This is a genomic window from Nonomuraea sp. NPDC049684, assembly GCF_044465345.1.
Taxonomy (GTDB): Bacteria; Actinomycetota; Actinomycetes; order Streptosporangiales; family Streptosporangiaceae; genus Nonomuraea.
Genome location: NZ_JBITLO010000015.1, coordinates 139,974 through 159,893, shown reverse-complemented (window position 1 = coordinate 159,893; position 19,920 = coordinate 139,974). Strand labels below are relative to the sequence as shown.

The 19,920-nt window shown below is 72.2% G+C and carries 15 protein-coding genes; 7 read left to right on the top strand and 8 right to left on the bottom strand.

Annotated elements, in window-relative coordinates:
• Positions 1-264 precede the first annotated feature (264 nt).
• Entirely contained in the window at positions 265-1,824 is a 1,560-nt protein-coding gene (locus ACIBST_RS37625) for a polysaccharide lyase family 1 protein (RefSeq protein ID WP_397178337.1), read from the top strand.
• Between the two features lie 286 nt (positions 1,825-2,110).
• Positions 2,111-3,121 (top strand): hypothetical protein, encoded by a 1,011-nt coding sequence (locus ACIBST_RS37620; protein WP_397178336.1) that lies wholly within the window; start codon positions 2,111-2,113, stop codon positions 3,119-3,121.
• A gap of 19 nt (positions 3,122-3,140) precedes the next feature.
• Here the strand turns inward: ACIBST_RS37620 and ACIBST_RS37615 are convergent, their stop codons facing one another.
• Positions 3,141-3,743, bottom strand: coding sequence for a TetR/AcrR family transcriptional regulator C-terminal ligand-binding domain-containing protein (locus tag ACIBST_RS37615; RefSeq protein WP_397178335.1), 603 nt, complete (start codon positions 3,741-3,743; stop codon positions 3,141-3,143).
• Positions 3,744-3,886: 143 nt separating this feature from the next.
• Between ACIBST_RS37615 and ACIBST_RS37610 the strand changes: the two genes are divergently transcribed.
• The 3 genes from ACIBST_RS37610 to ACIBST_RS37600 are packed head-to-tail and all read left to right on the top strand — an operon-like array spanning position 3,887 to position 6,702.
• The gene (locus tag ACIBST_RS37610) at positions 3,887-5,326 is read left to right on the top strand and encodes an MFS transporter (protein WP_397178334.1); all 1,440 of its coding nucleotides are present in this window, start codon (positions 3,887-3,889) and stop codon (positions 5,324-5,326) included.
• A gap of 45 nt (positions 5,327-5,371) precedes the next feature.
• Positions 5,372-6,217 carry an alpha/beta hydrolase gene (locus ACIBST_RS37605; RefSeq protein WP_397178333.1) on the top strand — a complete coding sequence of 282 codons (846 nt, stop codon included), beginning with the start codon at positions 5,372-5,374 and terminating at the stop codon, positions 6,215-6,217.
• Positions 6,214-6,702 (top strand): hypothetical protein, encoded by a 489-nt coding sequence (locus ACIBST_RS37600; RefSeq protein WP_397178332.1) that lies wholly within the window; start codon positions 6,214-6,216, stop codon positions 6,700-6,702. The genes ACIBST_RS37605 and ACIBST_RS37600 overlap by 4 nt, the downstream gene beginning before the upstream one ends.
• A 5-nt stretch (positions 6,703-6,707) precedes the next feature.
• Here ACIBST_RS37600 and ACIBST_RS37595 read toward each other — a convergent pair whose 3' ends face one another.
• The 7 genes from ACIBST_RS37595 to ACIBST_RS37565 are packed head-to-tail and all read right to left on the bottom strand — an operon-like array spanning position 6,708 to position 16,624.
• Complete coding sequence (locus tag ACIBST_RS37595) at positions 6,708-8,114, bottom strand: family 20 glycosylhydrolase (RefSeq protein ID WP_397178331.1); 1,407 nt, start codon at positions 8,112-8,114, stop codon at positions 6,708-6,710.
• A complete protein-coding gene (locus ACIBST_RS37590) occupies positions 8,107-9,807 on the bottom strand; it encodes a beta-galactosidase family protein (RefSeq protein ID WP_397178330.1) in 1,701 nt (566 codons plus the stop codon). The genes ACIBST_RS37595 and ACIBST_RS37590 overlap by 8 nt, the downstream gene beginning before the upstream one ends.
• Before the next feature lie 21 nt (positions 9,808-9,828).
• On the bottom strand, positions 9,829-12,183 hold the full coding sequence (locus tag ACIBST_RS37585; protein ID WP_397178329.1) for a discoidin domain-containing protein: 2,355 nt from the start codon (positions 12,181-12,183) through the stop codon (positions 9,829-9,831).
• Positions 12,184-12,203: 20 nt separating this feature from the next.
• On the bottom strand, positions 12,204-13,097 hold the full coding sequence (locus ACIBST_RS37580) for a carbohydrate ABC transporter permease (RefSeq protein WP_397178328.1): 894 nt from the start codon (positions 13,095-13,097) through the stop codon (positions 12,204-12,206).
• A complete protein-coding gene (locus ACIBST_RS37575) occupies positions 13,094-14,044 on the bottom strand; it encodes a carbohydrate ABC transporter permease (protein WP_397178327.1) in 951 nt (316 codons plus the stop codon). Before ACIBST_RS37575 ends, ACIBST_RS37580 begins: the two co-directional genes overlap by 4 nt.
• Before the next feature lies 1 nt (position 14,045).
• Positions 14,046-15,341: an ABC transporter substrate-binding protein gene (locus ACIBST_RS37570; protein WP_397178326.1), complete on the bottom strand. Its 1,296-nt coding sequence runs from the start codon at positions 15,339-15,341 to the stop codon at positions 14,046-14,048.
• Between the two features lie 5 nt (positions 15,342-15,346).
• Positions 15,347-16,624: a Gfo/Idh/MocA family protein gene (locus ACIBST_RS37565; RefSeq protein ID WP_397178325.1), complete on the bottom strand. Its 1,278-nt coding sequence runs from the start codon at positions 16,622-16,624 to the stop codon at positions 15,347-15,349.
• A gap of 132 nt (positions 16,625-16,756) precedes the next feature.
• On the opposite strand from ACIBST_RS37565, the gene ACIBST_RS37560 reads away from it, so the two are divergent.
• Positions 16,757-17,887, top strand: a complete 1,131-nt coding sequence (locus ACIBST_RS37560) for an ROK family protein (protein ID WP_397178324.1) — start codon at positions 16,757-16,759, stop codon at positions 17,885-17,887.
• 47 nt (positions 17,888-17,934) lie between these two features.
• Positions 17,935-19,920 carry a right-handed parallel beta-helix repeat-containing protein gene (locus ACIBST_RS37555; RefSeq protein ID WP_397178323.1) on the top strand — a complete coding sequence of 662 codons (1,986 nt, stop codon included), beginning with the start codon at positions 17,935-17,937 and terminating at the stop codon, positions 19,918-19,920.

The following is a 19,920-nucleotide window of genomic DNA, read 5'->3' as shown; positions in this document are numbered from 1 at the left end:
CGAAGGCTGCAAACGCGCGCAGCGATGTCGCAGAAGAGCATGCAGTGTGACGTGGCGCGTGGAGATGAGGCGCAGGTCCGGACGTTTTCCCGGGCTTCAGGCCCTTGTCCGGATGTCGGATTTGTCCGATGTAACTTTCACGGCTGCGGGCTCGCGCGGTCGCCTCTTTACAGGCATGGCGGCGCGTGCTTAACTCTGCCCAACTCTCCGGAAAGCGCTTGCCCGCCTGTTCGACCGCTTCGAGCACCTGAAGGAGAGATGACGATGAGACGAGCGATCGCATGGCGGCTCAACACGGCGCTGGCCACAGCGGCCGTCGTGGGCCTGGGCCTGGTCGGCGTGGCGCTACCGGCGTTCCAGGCGTCGGCGGCCGCGGGCGGCGCCACCGGCTTCGCGACCGGCAACGGCGGCACCACCGGCGGCGCCGGCGGGTCCACGGTACGCGCCACCACGGGCACCGCGATCCACCAGGCCCTGTGCAGCAGGGCCAGCAGCTCCACCCCGATCGTCATCCAGGTCGAGGGCACCATCAACCACGGCAACACGACCAAGGTGTCGGGCCCGAGCTGCAACACCAACAGCGGCCTGATCGAGCTCAAGCAGATCAGCAACGTCACGATCGTCGGGGTCGGCGGCGGCGCCGTCTTCGACCAGCTCGGCATCCACATCCGCGAGTCCAGCAACATCATCGTCCAGAACGTGACCGTCAGGAACGTCAAGAAGTCGGGCTCCCCCACCTCCAACGGCGGCGACGCCATCTCCATGGAGAGCGACGTGCGCAACGTCTGGGTCGACCACGTCACCCTGGAGGCCTCGGGCGGCGAGGACGAGGGCTTCGACGGCCTGTTCGACATGAAGGACAACACCCAGTACGTCACCCTGTCCTACAGCGTCCTGCGCAACTCGGGGCGCGGCGGGCTGATCGGGTCGAGCGAGAGCGACCTGTCGAACAGCTACATCACCTTCCACCACAACCTGTACGAGAACATCGACTCCCGTGCGCCACTGCTGCGCGGCGGCGTCGCGCACATGTTCGACAACCACTACGTGAGCCTGAACAAGTCCGGCATCAACTCCCGGGCCGGGGCGCGCGCCAAGGTGGAGAACAACTACTTCGAGGACTCCAAGGACGTCCTCGGCACCTTCTACACCGACGAGATGGGCTACTGGCAGGTCGCCGGCAACGTCTTCGACAACGTGACCTGGTCCGCGCCCGGCGCCGAGAACCACCCGGCAGGCCCCGACCCGCGCTCCACCACCACCGTCTCCATCCCCTACTCCTACAGCCTCGACCCGGCGAACTGCGTGCCGGACGTCGTCCGCCGGACCGCGGGCGCGGGCAAGGGCCTGCAAGTGTCGGACGGCAGCTGCACGCCGACGACCCCCACGGCCACCCCCACCGGCCCCACGCCGTCCGCGACGCCGACGACCACCCCGACGACCGGCCCCACCCCCGGCGGGACGAACCTCAGCATCGGCGCCGGCTCCGACGGCTCCAGCAAGGCCGACGGCACGAGCTACGGCAACGTCCGCGACGGCGACCTGAGCACGTACTGGTCGCCGAACGGCACGACCGGTGACATCTCGATCAAGTGGAGCTCCGCCAGGACGGTGTCCGTGATCGTCATCCGCGAGGCGTCCGGCTCGGCGGGGACCATCGGGTCCTGGCAGGTCGTCAACGGCGGCACCGGCGCGGTGCTGAAGTCCGGCACCGGGGCGGGCGCGATCACGTTCTCCCCGGTCTCGCTGAGCAAGATCACCTTCAGGATCACCGGCGCGACCGGCGTCCCGAAGGTCGCCGAGTTCGAGACGTACGCCGCCTGACCCCCTCCGCCCGTGGGTCCGCCGGGCTCACGGGCGCCGCTTCTGAACTGCACTGCTCCCGCTACCGCGAACCGGCGTGCTGACTCCCGGATCGCACAGGCGCCCGCCCCCTGCGTCAGGAGCACGATCTGCACATTCGGCCCCGAGGGTTCTGCACGCGGCCGATGCGGATGATCATATTCGGCCGTCGCGCCTTCCGGGTGCCCCGCGCCGCGCTGCCGGCGCGGTTAGCATGGGAGGCGATCGGGGATCGTGGCGACACTCGGCGACGAAGCGAGATCTCTGCATGCCTACGCCCCCGCGCAAGCTTCGCAACACCCTGACCTGGTACGCGTTCGGCCTCTCCTGCGCGGTGACGCTGCTGGTCGCGGTGCTCATGGTGTGGTTCGACCCGAAACTCACCACGGCGGCGGTGCTCTCCTCGATCGGCCTCAACCTGATCGCGTCCGTGGCCTTCGCCGTGGTGTTCTCCGTCCTGAGCTCGCAGGTGCAGCAGCGCAGCATGGAGGAGAACATCGGCCAGCACCTGGACGACCTGGCCACGGGCCTGCGCACCGAGGTGGCCTCGATGCACAAGGGCTTCATGCCGACGGCCGTCTACCCGTCCTTCGACCCGGTGGACGGCACGTACGGGGACGCCTTCAACAAGGACATGACGGCGAGCCTGGAGGCCACCGGGTTCTACGCCTTCTGCGGCCCGAGCGCCCGCTACGTCTCGGCCCGGCTGACCCGGTCCCGCCACTTCCCCCAGCAGGTCCGGGTCGCGATGCTCAACCCCGGCGACAAGCTGGCCATCTCGCGCCGCGCCACCGACCGGACCAACTGGACCAGGCTGGCGGGCAAGGACAACTCCACCCTGTCGGAGGAGCTGCGCGAGGAGCTCATCATGAGCACGGTCGCGCTGTTCGACTACCGCCACATCTGCCCGGTGGACCTGGCCTACATCGAGGACACCGCGACCTACCGGTTCGAGATCTTCGACGACGCCATCTACCTCTCCTGGTACCACGGCCCGCAGTCGATCTCCAAGGAGATGCCGGAGTCACTCAGGTTCGCCGCCGAGTCCTTCCTCTACCAGTTGCTCCGCCTCGACCTCATGCGCAGGTTCGAGATCGTCGAGAGCCGGGTGCGGTTCGAGGCGGGCCAGGACGACGCCTTCCTCATCGCCCACCTGACGGACGTGCTCGGCTCCTCGGTGTCGGCCGCCGACCTGGAGCGCTGGCGGCGGCGGTACCGGGAGTACACCGCGGACTTCGCCGGCTACCTCGACACCGTCTACGCCGAGCTCAAGATCTGACGGGCCCCCCGGGACGCCGTCACAGGGCTCCGGCGCGGGCCGCGGCCAGCGCCGCCGCGGCGGCCCGGTCGGCGGCGGCCTCGTCGAGGGGCTCCCCGGTGTTGAGCAGGGCGTAGTACAGGGGCGCGGACACGGCGGCGATCACCCGGCGCGGGTCGGTGCCGGGCGGCAGCTCGCCGCGCCCGATCGCGTCGGTGACGCAGCCGGCCCACTCCTCGATGCGGACGGCGTAGAAGCGGTGCAGCGCCCGGGCGGCCTCCCCGTCGCAGAGCGAGGCGGCGATCAGCGCCTTGAACAGGCGTCCCTGGCGGGGGTCGGTGAGGGTCCTCACCACCAGGCGGGCGTTGTCGCGCAGGTCCGCCTGCACGTCGCCGTTGCGGGCGCGGGGCAGCGAGGTCTCCGCCATGTCCTTGAGGAGGTCGGCGGCGAGCGCGCCGGGCGTGCCCCAGCGGCGGTAGACGGTGGTCTTGCCGACCTCCGCGAGGCGGGCGATGTCAGCCAGGTCGAGCCCGGCGAAGCCCTTCTCGGCCAGGGTGTCGCCGGCCGCCCGCAGCACGGCCTCGCGGACGCGGGCGGTACGCCCACCAGGACGGACGGCACCCGGCGGTGGGACGGCGGCCATACGGACTCCTCCTCGTTCGAACCCTTATCGGAACCCTAGTTCCCTTAACGTCGATCCTGGTGCTACTGTTCTCTCATCTTAACGGAACTAAAGACCCGTTTGCGGCGGCATGCCGACCGGCACGCCCGAGAGAAAGCCCTGCCATGACCACCACCACACCCCTGCCCGCCTCCGCCGCCCAGGCTCCGCCCCGGCGCCTGACCGGCCGCCTGCGCCTCGTCCTCGCCGTGCTCCTGGTCGCCCAGTTCATGCTGGCCGTCGACTTCTCGATCCTGAACGTGGCCCTGCCCGCCATCGGCGACGACCTCGGCTTCTCCCTGTCCGGCCTCCAATGGATCGCCACCGCCTTCGCCCTGTGCGCGGCCGGCTTCACCCTCTTCTTCGGCCGCATCGGCGACCTGGTCGGCCGCAAGCGCATCTTCCTCGGCAGCCTGGCGCTGCTCGGCGCGGCCTCGCTCGCCGGCGGGCTCGCCCCCACCCCCGACGTCCTCATCGTGGCCCGCATCGCCCAGGGGCTGGCGACGGCCGCCGCCACCCCGGCCGGGCTCGCGCTGCTCACCACGTCCTTCCCCGAAGGGCCGCTGCGGCAGAAGGCGCTCGGCCTCAACGGAGCCCTCATGTCCGCCGGGTTCACCGCGGGGGCCGTGCTCGGCGGCGTCCTGACCGACCTGCTCTCCTGGCGCTGGGCGTTCTTCGTCAACGTGCCCGTCGCCCTCGCCGTGCTCCTCGTCGCGCCCGCCGTCATCGCCGAGTCGCGGCCCGCCGGCCGTCCCAAGCTCGACCTGCCCGGCGCGCTCAGCGTGACCCTCGGGCTGCTCGGCGTCGTCTACGGCCTGACGCAGGCCGGCGAGCACGGCTGGACCCACCCGCTCGCCCTGGCCGGGCTGCTGGCCGGCGTCGTCCTGCTCGGCCTGTTCTTCCTGGTCGAACGGCGGGCCGCCGCGCCGCTCGTGCCGCTGCACGTCCTGCGCAAGCCGACCGTGGCCTGGGGCAACCTGCTCGGCCTGCTGGCCTTCGTCACCGAGACGTCCCTGGTGTACCTGCTCACCCTCTACCTGCAGAAGACCCTCGGCTTCACCGCCCTGGCCGCCGGGCTGTCGTTCGGCGTGCTGGGCCTCGGCACCGTGGCCGGCGGCCTGCTCGCCCCGAAGGCGATCGCCCGCACCTCGACCGTGGCCGTCCTGGTCGGCGGCGGGCTGCTGCAGGCGGTCAGCACCGGCGCGCTGCTGCTCCTCGGCGGCACCTCGGGCTCGATGGGGCTGCTGCTGCCCGCCACCTTCCTGGGCGGCGTGGGGAACATGCTGGTCATCGTCGGCTTCATGGTCACCGCCACCACCGGCCTGCCCGACCGTGAGCAGGGCCTGGCCACCGGGCTGGCCTCGATGTCCCAGCAGATCGGCATCACCATGGGCACGCCCATCATGTCCGCCATCGTCACCGCCGCCACGGCCGGGGCCGTGACCGGCGCGGCCGTCCTGCACGGCGTCACCGTCGCGATCGCGGTCAACGCGGCACTCGTCCTGCTCGGCGTCCTGGTCGCGGCGATCTTCCTGCGCGGCCGGCGCGACCGCGCGCACGCCTGACCCGCCCGCCTGACCCGCCCGCCCTCTCTCGTCGCGGAGCACATCATGGATCCTCAGCCCAGTGGCGCGGTGATCGCCGTGACCGGCGGACGCCGGGAGCCGTCGTGGTCACCTCTCGTCCTTCCCGGCTCGCCTCCCGTGCCGGTCCGCATCCATCGGCCGCACGGCCCGCCGCCCGCCGGGCTGCTGGTCTGGGCGCACGGCGGGAGCTGGCAGCGCGGCTCGGCCGCCGGCTGGCACGACGCCACCGCGGCCCTGGCCGCCTGGTCCGGCTGGACGGTGATCAGCGTCGACTACCGGCTCGCGCCGCGCCACCGCCACCCCGCCGCCGTGCAGGACGTCCTCGCCGCCCTCGGCTGGGCCCACGGCCGGGCGGCCGGGATCCCGCTCGCGGTGGGCGGCGACAGCGCGGGCGGCACGCTCGCCGCCGTCGCCGCCCTGGCCGCCCGGGACCGCGGACTGCCGCTGGCCGCCCAGGTGCTGGCCTACCCGCCGTTCGACCCCGCCTGCGCCGGCGCGTCCTACCACCGCTCGCCGTCGGCGTTCCCGCAGGCCGAGCCGCTGCGCCGGGCCTGGCGCGCCTGGCGCGGCGACCGGCCGGCCGCCGTCCGCGACGCCGACGGCACCCGCCTGTACACCACGCACTGGGAGGCGCCCACCCTGGCCGGGGTGGCCCCCGCCGTCCTCGCCGTCGGCCGCGACGACCCCGTGCACGACGACGTCGAGTCCTACGCGCGACGGCTGCGCGCCGACGGCGTCCCGGCACGGCTGCTGCGCCCGCCGGGCGCCGTGCACGGCGACGTGCTGCGTCCCGGCCGTCCCCTTCTCCGGCTGCTCGCGCGGGCCCTGCGCGGGCCGGGCCCGTCCCACCATCGAGAGGACCACCGATGAATGTTCCCCCTGCCCCCCTTGAGGCGCTCGTCCGCCACTTCGCCGACCTGCGCGACGGCACCCACTCCGGGCACGTCACCCGCCGGGGCAAGCAGGACGCCTTCCGGCGGGCCGTCGAACTCCTCGACGCGCCGGCCCGCCGGGTGCTGGCCGAGTTCGACCGGCACCTCCTGCTGGGCGGCGGCGCCGTCGAGGCCACCGGCACGCGGGCCGACGCCGCGGGCGGCAGCTTCGCCGCCTGGACGCTGTCGTGGCCGGCGCAGCGGGCGGCGGGCCTCGCGCCGATCGCCCTGACCGCCCACTACGGCGCCGGGTTCCACCATCCGCACCTGCGGGGCGCCACCGTGGGGGAGTGGCCGCTCAACGTCACGGACGCCGAGCAGGCCGCGGAGCTCGTCCCCGTCCTGCGCGCCATCGCCGCCGCCGACCTGCACAACCTGGTCTTCCAGCGCGACTGGCGCATCGTGCCCGCCCTCCGCCAATGACGGAACTACGCGCCCACCGGCCCGCCGGCCTCCCGCACGGCGTCCATGAAGGCGCGGTACGGCAGGCCGCCCGCGCCGCTCCACATCTTCTGGGCCAGCACGGCGAAGGTGGGCTCGACCAGGTCGCGCACGTCGTCCTCGGTGTAGGGCGCCGCGGTGATGTCGTTCCACACCGCCGACATGGCGCCCAGCAGCCGCGGATCGCCGGGGGCCACGCTCTGGCCGTCGGGGAAGACGTGCGGCGCCCAGTGGTCGTACAGGTACTCGCCGTCCAGGCCGTCGGGGTGGTAGTAGGTGGCGGCCGGGACGATGTAGAGCAGGGAGTCGCTGGTGTTGACGAAGGAGTAGCCGTCCCGTGCGGCCTCGTGCGGGCCGTACCAGACGGTGGCCCAGCAGTTGATCACCACGTCCCGGTCGTAGCCCTCGGGGACGCCGCCCGCCATCCTGGTCAGGCTGCCCCACGCGCGCGGACGTTTGCCCAGCGCCCGCAGGTGGGCCGCCATCGCGTTGAAGAACTCCCGGTAGCGCGGCTCGTCGGCCAGGTACTCGTCGGCCCCGAAGTGCGCGTGCGGGCCGCGGAACCAGGGGACGAACTCGGTGAACACGTCCTTGACGAACTGCGTGGACTCCGGCTTCGACAGGTCCAGATGGTCGTCCCCCAGCCCCAGCGAGGGACGGAACCGGACGAACGCCAGCGAGTGGGCGGGCGCGTCGATCTCGGGCACGAGGGTGACGCCTTCGGCCGCCGCCGCCTCCTCGAAGGAGTCCCAGTCGGCCCGGTCGTAGGCGCCGTCGGCCGAGGCCAGCCCGGCCAGCGCGGGATCCTCCGGCACCAGGCGGAAGCCCGCCTGCACCTGCGACCAGGTTCCGTCCGGGGCCAGGAAGCCGTTGTCGTTGAGGTGCAGCTGCAGCTCGTTGAGCTTGAACCAGCCCATGACGGCCAGCTGCTCGCGGATGAAGCCCGGCGTGAAGAAGCGGCGGCCCACGTCCAGCATGAAGCCGCGCACCGGGTAGTCGGGCCAGTCGGCGGCGGCGCCCACCGGCAGGCCGGCGGTGGTGCGCAGGATCTGCAGCAGGCTGCGCGTGCCGTAGAACAGGCCGGTGGGCGTGGGCGCGGAGATCCGCACCTGCTCGCCGGTGACGGCGAGCAGGTAGCCCTCCTCGGCGAAGCGGGCGCCGCCCGCCTCGCACGTGAGCGCCGGGTCGAGGGTCAGGACGACGTCACCGGCGCCCGCCGGTCCGCGGGCCGCGGTCAGGGTCAGGCCGGTGACCTGCCCGATCTCCCGGACGAGCCGGTCACGCAGGGCGGCCTCGTCGCTCACGACCCTGGCCAGCGCGGCCCGGGGGAGCACGCCGGCGCCGCCGTCCCACTGCTGCAGGCGCGGCACGACGACCGGGCACGGGTTACCCAAGGCCGGCCTCCTCCCGGATCTCCACGACCGGCTCATGGCAGCCGTCCAGTTCGAGGACGACGAGCTCGTTGCCGCCCGCGCGCAGCAGCGGCCAGGGCAGGTAGAGGGTGCGCTGGGGGCCCCGGTCCCAGTAGCGGCCCAGGCAGAACCCGTTGACCCAGACGTACCCCTTGGTCCAGCCGGGCAGGGCCAGGTAGGCGTCGCGCGGCTCGGCCACGGTGAGCGTGCCGCGGTGGAAGACCGGCCCGGTCGTCGCGCCCGTCCGGCCCCACGGCAGCCCGGACACGTCGTCCAGCGGGATGGGCACGGCCTCCCAGTCGTGCACGTACTGCCGCTCGTGCCGCACGCCGCCGACGATGCCCTTGCGGTCGCCCAGCCGGGGGCCGTAGTTGACCCGGCCCATCGACTCGACCAGCAGCTCCACCACCGCCGACGGGCCGGGCACCGCGACGGGCACGCCGGTCAGCCGGTCGCGTTCGAGCACCGCCACCGGCTCTCCGTCCACGAACAGGTGGGCCCGGTCGGCCAGGCCGTCGACGTGCAGCTCGTACGGACCCCGCGGCCCGTGCACGGTGGCCCGGTACAGCACCAGGCCGTGGGCCAGCCCGAGCTCCTCGAACGTCGGCGGGCGCGCCGAGCGGCCCGCGACCGGCGGCAGCGCGTCGAACAGCCGCAACGACTGCGTCAGCTCGACGGCGCCGGGCGGCAGCGTCGGCGGCAGCGGCTCCGGCTCGGGCACCTGGCCCTCCCGGTGGGCGGCCAGCACCTTCCTGAAGGCCCAGAACTTCTCGGTCGGGGCGCCCCGCTCGTCGATCGGGGCGTCGTAGTCGTAGGAGGTGACGGTCGGCTGGTACTCCCCGTCCTGCAGGTCGCCGCCCAGGTTGGCGCCGGCCCAGGTGCCGAAGTTGGTGCCGCCGTGGGCCATGTAGAGGTTGACCGACGCGCCCGCGGCGAGCATGCGTTCCAGGATGCCGGCCACCTCGGCGGCGTCCCGGGTGGTGTGGGTGTCGCCCCAGTGGTCGAACCAGCCGTTCCAGAACTCCATGCACGCCGGCGGGTCCTCGGGCCGGAAGCGGGCCAGCTCGGCGAAGGAGCATTCGGGGTCGGAGCCGAAGTTCACCGTCGCCCGCACGCCCGGCAGGGTGCCGCCGGAGAGCATGTGGTCGATCGCGCCGTCGGAGGTGAACAGCGGGACGTCCAGGCCGCGCTCGCGCAGCCCGTCGGCCAGCCAGGCCAGGTAGCGCCGGTCGGAGCCGTAGGAGCCGTACTCGTTCTCGACCTGGACCATGCTCACATTGCCGCCGCGGGTGACCTGCCGGGCGGCGACGATCGGGATCACCTCGTCGAAGAAGCGACCGACGTGGCCGAGGAAGGTCTCGTCGTGGCAGCGCAGCCGGGCGTCCCGGTCGGCCAGCAGCCACCAGGGCAGGCCGCCGTTGTCCCACTCCGCGCAGATGTAGGGCCCGGGCCGCACGATCGCCCGCAGCCCCTCCTCGGCCGCCAGGTCCAGGAAGCGGCCCAGGTCGGCCCGGCCGGTGAAGTCGAAGTGGCCGGGCCGCGGCTCGTGCAGGTTCCAGGCCACGTACGTCTCGACGGTGTCCAGGCCCATGGCCCGCAGCATGGCCAGGCGCTGCCGCCACTGCTCCGGAAGGACCCGGAAGTAATGCATCGCTCCCGACAGCACCTGAGTCATGCTTTCATTCTCCTGATCTGGTCAGCGGGTGACGATCTCGTAGAGGGCGAGGTTGCCCCAGTCGAGGTTCGCCTTGTGGACGATCAGCCGGATCTTCTGGGTGGACACCGGCGCGGGCAGCCGCATCGTGCTGGTCTCGACGGTGGCGCTGCTGGAGGGCCAGTCGATGAGGTGGTGGTCGACCCGGGTGACCCAGGAGTCGCCGTCCCAGGTCTGGAGCGAGACGTCCGTGACGCCCTGGCCCTTGGCCCAGGCGGTGTGCAGGGTGACCTCGGCGACGGTCCGCGGCGCGCGGTAGTCGACGGTGATGTCGCCGGGGAAGGTCACCCCGGTCGAGGCCGAGGCCCACGGCGTGCCGGGGTCGCCGTCGATCAGGTTCTCCAGCGCGGACGCCGACACGAACGACGAGGTGGCCACCGGCACGCCGCCGGGCGGCAGGTACGGCTCCGCGGCGGCGGGCACGCTCAGCCGCACCTCGCCGATCCGGAAGCGGCCCTCGCCGGTGACGACCAGCCGCACCCGGCGTGTGGTGACCTGCTCGGGCAGCGTCACCGCCTGCTTCGCGCCGCTCGCCCTGGTCCGCCAGGTGCGGCCGTCCTCGGAGGTCTGGACGTCGAACGCGAGGTCCGGCGACCCGCTCACCTCGACCCGGCCGAAGGTGCGGGGCACGGCGTAGGTCAGGTCGACGGCGCCGGGGAACCGCGGCCTGGGCACGCTCTGCCAGAAGGTGTCCGGGTCACGGTCGGCCAGCCGCTCCAGATGGCCCTTGGGCGTGAACGTGCTGCTCACCCGGGGGAGCGGGACGGCCCGCTGGTAGGCCCCGAGGTCGGGCGCCGCGTCCGGGACGGGCGTGCCGGCCAGGTCGGTCACCTGTCCGTGGGCGGGCAGGGTCACGCCCGCGTCGAACACCGGCGAGCCGTCGAGCGGGCGGTAGCCGTCCAGGCCGCCGGAGCCGGGCGAGGCCAGCCGGGGGTCGGCCACGATCGCCTTGTGGTCGGGCCCCGTCGGCGGCTGCGGCGTGCCCCAGTACAGGTTGTGGTCGTAGATCGCGCCGTTCTTGCCGTCGAACCCGGCGCCGGCCGCGTTGAGGAACACGTTGTCGCGCACCGTGACGCCCGCGGCGTCGTTGTAGATCCGCACGACCTTGCCCAGCGGGTACCTGCCGGCCCCGGCCAGCGGCGGCTTGACCTCCACCACCCGGCCGTCGGCGTAGACGGTGTTGTTGTGGATGTCGGTGCCGTGGGTGGCGGTGGACAGCCCGAACACCTCGTAGCCGTCGCTCTCGCTGACGTTGTAGCGGACCACGGTGTCGCGGGTGGGCGCGCCGGCGAAGGACACCGCGATGAAGAACCCGCCGTCGTTGTGGTGGCTGTAGTTGTACTGCACGATGCTGCGGTTGTTGTCGGCGTCGGAGTCGAAGCCGTGCCCGTCGGAGCCCGGCCCGTTGAACCCGGTGCCGCTGACCTCGTTGCGCTGGACGACGAGGTCGTCGTTGCCCTGCCACCAGATGCCGACGTTGCCGCCGGTCGGCTTGGTCCGGCCGGTCACCGCCCGCTCGACCTTGTTCCCCTCGACCAGCGCGCCCTTGGTGTGCATCGGGGTGATGCCGCCGCCGGTCACGTCATGGACGTGGTTGCCGCGGATGGCGACGCCCGTGCTGGGCGTCCAGGCGACCACCTCGCTGTCGGGGATGCCGGTCTCGACCGGGTAGAGGCTGGTCATGCCGTTGCGGCGGGACCAGGTGGACCACATGATGATCCCGTAGGAGCCGATCTTCGAGATCTCGTTGTCCTCGATGACCAGCCGGTCGAACCAGGTCGGCGTCCGGTTGCCCCTGATCGAGATCAGCAGCCCGGCGGTGGCGACGCTGTGGCCGCCGGCGCCGTCCACGTCGTGGATGTCGAGGTTGCGCAGGGTGACGTTCGCCAGCCTGCCGGAGTCCTTGGCGTACAGGTTGACGCCGGTGCGGTAGACGGCCCGGCCGTCGCCGTTGGTCACCTGGAGGCCGTCCACGACGAAGTCGTGCACGTCGGCGATCGTGACGGCGGCGCCGTCCAGCCCGCCGCCCTCGATCAGCGGTTTGGCGCCCTGGCCGTAGGAGCCGACCGTCGCCGGGGCGCCGGGCGCGCCGGCGCCCCTCAGGGTGAGCCGGCCGGTCCAGCGCTGCCCGGCCCGGAACAGCAGCCGGTCGCCGGGGCCGAGCCTCAGCTCGCCGGCCTTGTCCAGGCTGCGCCAGGCGGTGGCCGGGGTCGAGCCGTCGGCGGCGTCGTCGCCGGCCGAGGCGTCGACGTAGTAGGTGGTGCCGGTCGCGGCCTGCGCGGGGGTGGCGGCCAGAAGTCCGGCGAACAGCGTTAAAGCGGTGACGATGACGCGCAAGAGCGGGCGTCCTTTCCAGGTCATTTGCCGATACCGGCCGTCATGCCTTCGACGACCCGCCGGCCGAGCCAGATGTAGAGGATGACCATCGGATAGATGAGGATCACGATCCCGGCGAACAGGCCGCCCCAGTCGGAGCTGTACTGCATGGTCGAGTACAGGTTGAGCAGGGCCGCCGGCAGCGTGCGCTCCTCGGGCAGCGGGGTGATGATCAGGACCAGCAGGGTGGAGTTCCACAGGCCGATCACGTTGAGCACGAGCACGGTGGTCAGGCCCGGCCGGGCCAGCGGCGCGATCACGCGGACGAACGCCGTCAGCGGCCCGGCGCCGTCGAGCTCGGCGGCCTCCTCGACCTCCCTGGGCAGCGACCGGAAGTAGCCGGTCAGGACGAACACCGCGAACGGCAGCGACAGGACGACCTCGAACACCAGCAGCGTGATGCGGTTGTCCCACCAGCCGGTGACCCAGTCCTCCATGAACGTGTAGACCGACAGCTTGGCCACCACGATCGGGATCGCCATGGTCTGCAGCGGGATGCTCAGCCCGACGGCGAAGAACCCGGTGATCGGCCCGGCGATCCGCCGCGACGACCGCGACAGCGCGTAGGCGGCGGGCGCCGCGATCGCGACGATGAGGAACGAGCCGAGCGCGGTCAGCACGACGCTGTTGAGCGCCGCGATCGAGAACTGGCCGGCCTGCCAGGCCGAGTCGTAGTTCTCCCAGGCGGGGGAGTCGGGCAGCGCGAACGGGTGCAGCCACACCTCGCCGGAGGACTTCAGCGACTGCAGGCCGACCCAGGCGACCAGGGCCAGGTTGAAGGCCACCCACGCCCACAGGGCGACGGCGGTCAGCCGGGGCAGCAGCAGATCGCCCAGCAGCCGGGCCAGCGGACGCCTCACCGGGACGGTCGTCATGACAGCTCCACGCTCTCTCGGCGGGTGATGCGGCGCACCAGGACGATCAGCACGATGGTGATCAGGGTCACCACGACGCCCATCGCGGCGCCCGACCCCAGCTCGGGCACGCCGCCCCCGGTGATCACCGTGTACTGCTGCACGGCCACGGTCCTGGCCTGCAACGGCGGGGCGCCGGGCGTGCCGCCGGTGGTGAAGGCGATCACGATCTCGAACACCTTGAGGCTGTTGACCACCCACAACACGGCGGCGACCGCGAACACGTCCCAGGTGAGCGGCAGCGTGATGTGGCGGAACTGCTCCCACTTGGTCGCGCCGCCGAGCACCGCGTCCTCGTACAGGTGGGGCGGGATGCCGTCCACGGCCGACATCATCAGGGCGATGTAGAAGCCGGTGGAGGACCAGACCAGCCCGCCGATGACGCACCGGAAGACCAGGTCGGGGCCGAGCCAGGGGAGCCCGTCGATGCCCGCCCAGCCCAGCACCTGGTTGACGACGCCGCCGGGGTTGAGCAGGAACCCGACCGCGGCGCCGACCGCGATCGCCGAGATGATCATCGGCAGGAAGACGACGGACCGGATGAAGGCCCGTCCCTTCAGGTGGCGCAGCGCCATCATCGACAGGAACGTGATCCCGAAGACCAGCGCGCCGCCCGCGATCGCCAGGAGGAACGTGTTGCCGAACGACTGCAGGAACGCGTCGTTGCGCAGCAGCGCCTGGTAGTTGCGCAGGCCGCGCCACTCCATCTCGGCGCCCGGCCCGGCCCAGCGGTACAGGCTGACCCACACGCCGTAGAAGGAGGGCAGCACGAACAGCAGCGTGTAGAGCGCGAGCGCGGGCAGCAGGAAGGGCCAGAAGGCCCGTTCCCGCGCCGGCCGCAGGATCTTGCCGCGGTACGGATCCCGCGACGGGAGCGCCGTCTCCGCAACGAGGGAGCCGTATGCCATGTCAGCCCTTGTTCGCGAGGTGGTCGGCGGTCTTCTTCTTGCCCTGCGCGACGAACTCGGCGGCGTCGATCTTGCCCGCCAGGAGCTGGTCGTCCAGGGGCAGCAGGAGGTCGACCCAGTACGCCTTGTCGGCGGCCAGGGTGTCGTAGGTCTTGTGCACGGCGGGCGCCTCGGCGATCGCCTTCTGCACGTCGGCGAGGAAGTCGGGGGCGGGGATGTCGGGCCGCGAGGGGATGTTGAGCGCCTCGGTGGAGATGCGGCTCAGGTACTTGCTCTGCAGCGCGAAGGCCAGGAACTCCTTGGCCGTCTCGACGTTCTTGCCCTTGGCGTTGACGCCCCAGCCGAGCGCGCCGACCTCGACGGAGTCCTTGCCGCCGACCGGGAGCTGGAAGGAGCGGATCTTGGCGCCGGGCGGGGTCTTCGCCTTGACCTCGCTGGCCAGCCAGGTGCCGTTGATGTTGAGGGCGGAGTTGCCCTGCGCCCAGTCGTCCTGCGCGGCCGGGTACTTCGTGGCCATGTGGTCCTTCTGGAAGTAGCCGCCCTTGGTGAGCTGCTCGACCTGCTTGGCGGCGGCCAGCACCTCGGGCCTGTCCCAGGCGGCGGCGTCCTTCGACAGCGCCAGCAGGCTGCCGGCGCCGTTGGCGCGGACCAGGGCCGAGTAGAACCAGTAGACGTTGTAGAAGGGGATCGTGCCGTCCTGGCCGATGCCGGTCCGGCCGGCGGCCTTCTCCTTGTCGAGGAAGGCGATCAGGTCCGCCCAGCTGCGCGGCGGGTTGGCGGCCAGCTCGGGGCGCTTGGCGGCGTCGTACCAGACGGCGGTGGAGATCACGGTGTGCGGGAGGAGGCCCATCCCCTTGTCGTCGGAGGCGGCCTGCCTGACCGAGTCGGGCAGCACGTCGCCGACGGTCTTGCCCTCGCCGGGCACCTGCTTGGTGAGCAGGTCGTCCAGCGGGGCCGCCAGGTTCTGGGCCCGCCAGCCGGGCAGGTTGTCGGTCGCGGCGTCGAACAGGTCGGGGCCCTGGCCGGCGGCCATCTCGGTGGGCAGGTTCTCGGTGCCCTTGCGGCCGACGAACTTCGCGTCCACCTTGACGTTGTTCTGCTTGGCGAAGTCGTCCAGAATCGCCTTGAAGATCTTGGCCTGCGGCTCCTGCTCGCCCCAGGAGGAGCGGTAGACGAGGGACTTCTGCTCGGCCTGCCCGGCCGGGGCGCCGCTGTTCTTGTTGCCGCACGCGGTCACACCGAACGCGAGCGCGCCGACCGCCACCAGTGCGGCCGTCCGGGAGAGGACGTTGGTCATGGTTGTCACCTTTCAAGGGGGGAGGGCTCGGCGAGAGTGATCACCGTGCCGGACAGGCGGGCGCGCTCGGCCGCCCAGACCACGCGGTGCGTGGCCAGGCTCTCGTGGCCGCTGGACCGGATCAGCGCCGGGTCGCCGCTGGTCACGGCGTCGAGGAAGGCGTCCATCAGGCCGTCGTCGCCGCCTCCGTGGCCGCCGGCCATCGAGGCCCCGGCGCCGGTCCTGGTGTCGATCTCGGTGACCCGGTCGGTGAGGAAGTCGTGCAGGCGCAGGCGCACGCCGTCGCCGTCGATGGAGCCGTGCGTGCCGAAGATCCGGGTCTTGCGGTGCTCCAGGGCGGCGAAGGCGGTGACGGTGAGCGAGGCGGTGGCGCCGTCGGCGAACTCCAGGTTCACCACCTGGCTGTCGACCACGTCGTTGTCGCAGGCGAACACGCACCTGCCGTACGGGCCCTCGCGCAGCGCGGTCAGCACGCCCTGCTCCGTGTGGTCGGCGGTGACCGCCGACAGCGGCCACCACTCCTTGTCCGGGTCGCCCAGGCAGCCGAGGTAGAGCCGCTTGGCCGAGTACGGGCAGGTGGCCTCCACCGGGCAGTCGAGGCAGTTGGCCGTGGCGCCGGCCGGGGCCTGCTCCTCGCGGAAATAGACGAGATCGCCGAAGGAGGACACCCGGTGCGGCAGACTGCCCTTGACGTAGGCCATCCAGTCGAGGTCGTGGCAGGCCTTGGCCAGCAGCAGCGGAGCCGACTCCGCCTCGTTGCGCCAGTTCCCGCGGACGAAGGAGTGCGCCTGGTGCCACCAGCCGACCTGCTCCAGGTGCTGGATGTTCATGATCTGGCCGACGGCGCCCCGGTCGAGGAGCGACTTGAGGGCCCGCGTGTAGTCGGTGTACCGCATGACGTGGCAGACGGCCAGCATGACCCCGTTGCGCTCGGCGGCCTCGGCGATGCGCGCGGCCTCCTCCTCGGTCGGGGCCATCGGCTTCTCCAGCAGGATGTGGTAGCCGAGGTCGGCCGCGGCGACCGCGGGCTCGGCGTGCATCCGGTCCTGGGTGCCGATGATCATGGCGTCGGCCAGCCTGCCGGCCGCGACGAGGTCGGCCCAGTCGGCGAAGACGTTGCCCGGCGCGATGCCGTGCTCGGCGGCGAAGGCGGCGCGGCGTCGCGGATCAGGCTCGGCGACCGCCACGACCCTCGCGCGGCCGGTCGTCAGGGCCCGGCGGGCGTACAGCGTGCTCCGCAGCCCCGCGCCCGCGACGGCGAGCGTGACGACGGGTTCCGACATCGATGTCCTTCCGGTTTGCCACTTAGTAATTAAAGCTGTTTTTATTAGTCCCTGTTTGTATTGGTCGCCAGGCAGCACTGTCAAGGGGGGTCCATGCGGAAGGTCGCGCTCCAAGGAAGCGACGCACATCGCTTGCGGCGGATCAACATGATCGCGACGCTGCGGGCGATCCGCGCGGCGGGCGTCGTCCCGCTCACCGACCTGGCCCGCCGTGCCGGGCTGTCCAGGCCGACCGTGGAGGGCCTGGTCGAGGAGCTGCACGGGCACGGATGGCTGGAGGAGGTCGCCCCCGAGGCGGGCCAGATGGGCAGGCCGGCCCGCCTCTACCGGTTCCGGGCCACGACCGGTTACGTCGTCGGCGTCGACATCGGCTCATCCAGCGTCCGCGCCCAGGTGACCGACCTGGAGGGCGACCCCGTCGGCCTCGGCTTCACCCGCGTGCAGGCCGACTACGGCCGGGCCGAGCGGCTGGCGGCCGTCCGCGCGACGATGGCGGCCGCGCTGGCGGAGGCCGGCGTCACCGCCGACCAGGTGCTGTCGGTGGCCGTGGGCACCACCGGCGTGGTGAGCCCGTCCGGGACGGTCCGCCTGTGCGTGGGGCTGCCCGAGTGGACGGGCCTGGACCTGGCGGCCGAGGTGGGCCGCGACTACCCCTGCCGGGTCCTGGTGGAGAACGACTGCAACCTGGCCGCCCTGGCCGAACGGTGGGCCGGAGTGGCCCGCGAGGTGGACGACGTGGTGTTCGTGCTGTCGGGCGTGCGCACCGGCGCCGGCATCCTGGTACGCGGCGAGCTGCACCGCGGCGGGCGCGGCATGGCGGGCGAGATCGGCGCGCTGCACCTGGTCGGCTGGCACCGCGCCCCCGACCACCTGGCGCGCTTCGCCCCCGGCGCCGCGCCGGAGGAGGTGGCCGGGCTGGTCTTCGCCGCGGCCAGGGAGGGCGACCCCGCCGCCCGCTGGGCGGTCGAGCAGTACGCGCACGACCTGGCCGAGGGCATCGCCGCCATCGTGCTCACCGTGGACCCCGACCTGGTGGTGGTCGGCGGCGGCGTCTCGCGCTCGGGCGACGTGCTCATGGAGCCGCTGCGCCGGCACCTGGACCCGCTCTGCCTCGAACCGCCCGCGCTGGAGATCTCCACCCTCGCCGACCAGGCCGTCGTGCTCGGCGCCGTCCGGCACGCGCTCAACCACGTGGACGAGCTTCTCTACGACGTGGATCTCCCTCTTGACCTGACCCTCTTCAGGCAAGATATTAAAGCTTGATTAATTAGTAACTCGGGCGCCCGACCGTCACCTCCCAAGGAGTTGCCGTGTTCCGAGTTCTCTTACCGTGCGCCGCGCTGGTCCTGACCTTCGTGGCCGCGCCCGCCCCGGCCTATGCCGCCACCTCCTACTACGTCGACCCCGCGGGCAACGACGCGGCCGACGGGCACTCCCCGTCCACCGCGTGGCGGACCCTCGACAAGGTCAACGCCCAGACGTTCCAGCCCGGCGACACCGTCCGCTTCAAGGCCGGCGGGCAGTGGACCGGGCGGCTCGCGCCGCGCGGCTCGGGCTCGGCCGGCAGCCCGGTCACCTTCACCTCCTACGGCGCCGGCGCCCGGCCGTCCATCGCCGGCGGCGGCGTCGTGGACGCGGCCGTCAAGCTCGCCGACCTGCACGACGTCGTCCTGGACGGGTTCGAGGTGACCAACACCGGGTCGGGCAGCACGCCGCGCATCGGCATCGCGGTCACCGCCACCGACCTCGGCGCCGTCCCCCGGGTCACCGTGCGCGGCAACCACGTGCACGCCATCCAGGGCGCAGCCTCCGGATCGCAGTCGTCCAACCCGTCGGCGGGCGGGATCATCGTCAGCGCGCTGGGCAAGAACACCGCCACCTACTACCAGGACCTGCTCATCGAGGACAACGAGGTCGCCGACTCCCGTTCGTACGGGATCGTCACCTGGTCGCAGTGGATGCAGCGCGAAGGCTGGACGTCCCTGTGGAGCGACCTCATGGGCATCCCCGCCGCCGACTACCGGCCCTGGACGCCGAGCACGGGCGTGGTCGTCCGCGGCAACGACGTGCACGACATCTCGGCAGGCGGCATCACCGTCATGCAGGCCCAGGGCGCGCTCATCGAACGCAACCGGGTCGCCAGGACCGCCCAGAACCACGGCAACGTCGGCATCTGGTGGGCCGGGGCCGACGACACCGTGGTCCAGTTCAACGAGGTGTCCGGGACGAAGTACTGGGGCCTGGCCAGCGACGGCAACGCCTTCGACGCCGACGCCTCCGTCCACCGCAGCCTGGTCCAGTACAACTTCAGCCACGACAACGAGGGCGGGTTCTTCATCGCCGTCTCGACCGGCACCGGACCGGCCGAGGCGACCATCCGCTACAACGTCAGCCAGAACGACGCCAACCAGGTCTTCGCCTTCTCCACCAACTCCAGGAACATCGACGCCTACAACAACACCGTCTGGGTCCCGCTGACGCCGTTCATCCAGAACCATCCGGACCGGGCCTCCTTCAGCCTGGTCAAGGTGTGGAGCAGCTCGGTGAGCAACATCCGGCTGCGCAACAACGTCATCCACAACGGCGCCAACCTGCCCTACAACGACGGCGGCGCCGTCCAGTACGACCGCAACCTCTACCACTCCGGCCCGATCCCCGGCGGCGACAGGGCGGCCCTGTCCGGCGACCCGCTGCTGACCGCGCCCGGAAGCGCCACCACCCTCGGCGACCTGTCCGGATACCTCCCGACGGCGTCGTCCCCCGTCCTGCGGCAGGGCCTCGAGATCGCCTCCGACGGCGGCCGCGACGTCTCCGGCACGGCCCTGCCCTCGGGCATGCCCGACCTCGGCGCCCTCCAGCGGACGGCGGGCGCCGGCCTGTCCGAGCCCGCCGCGACCGTGACCACCTCCTTCGGCAACGGCCAGAGCACCACCCCCGCCGCCCTCACCGACGGCTGGGACTACACGACCTGGGCCAGCCCGTCCTCCGGCGTCACCTATCCGGGCACCGTCACCCTCACCTTCCCCAGCCCCAGGACGGTCGGCGAGGTCGTGCTGGCCACCCACTTCGGCCAGGGCCAGGGCATCACCTCCCTCGACGTCCAGACCTGGAACGGCTCGGCCTGGGTGACCCAGACGGCCGGCGCGGCGATCAGCTGGGCGAGCAACACCGCCACGGTCGAGCGCCGGTCGGTGCCGCTGCCCGCGCCGGTCACGACCACCCAGGTGCGCCTGGTCGTCAAGGCCGCCAACCACACCTGGGGCAACCTGTCCGTCAGCGAGATCACGACCCGCTGA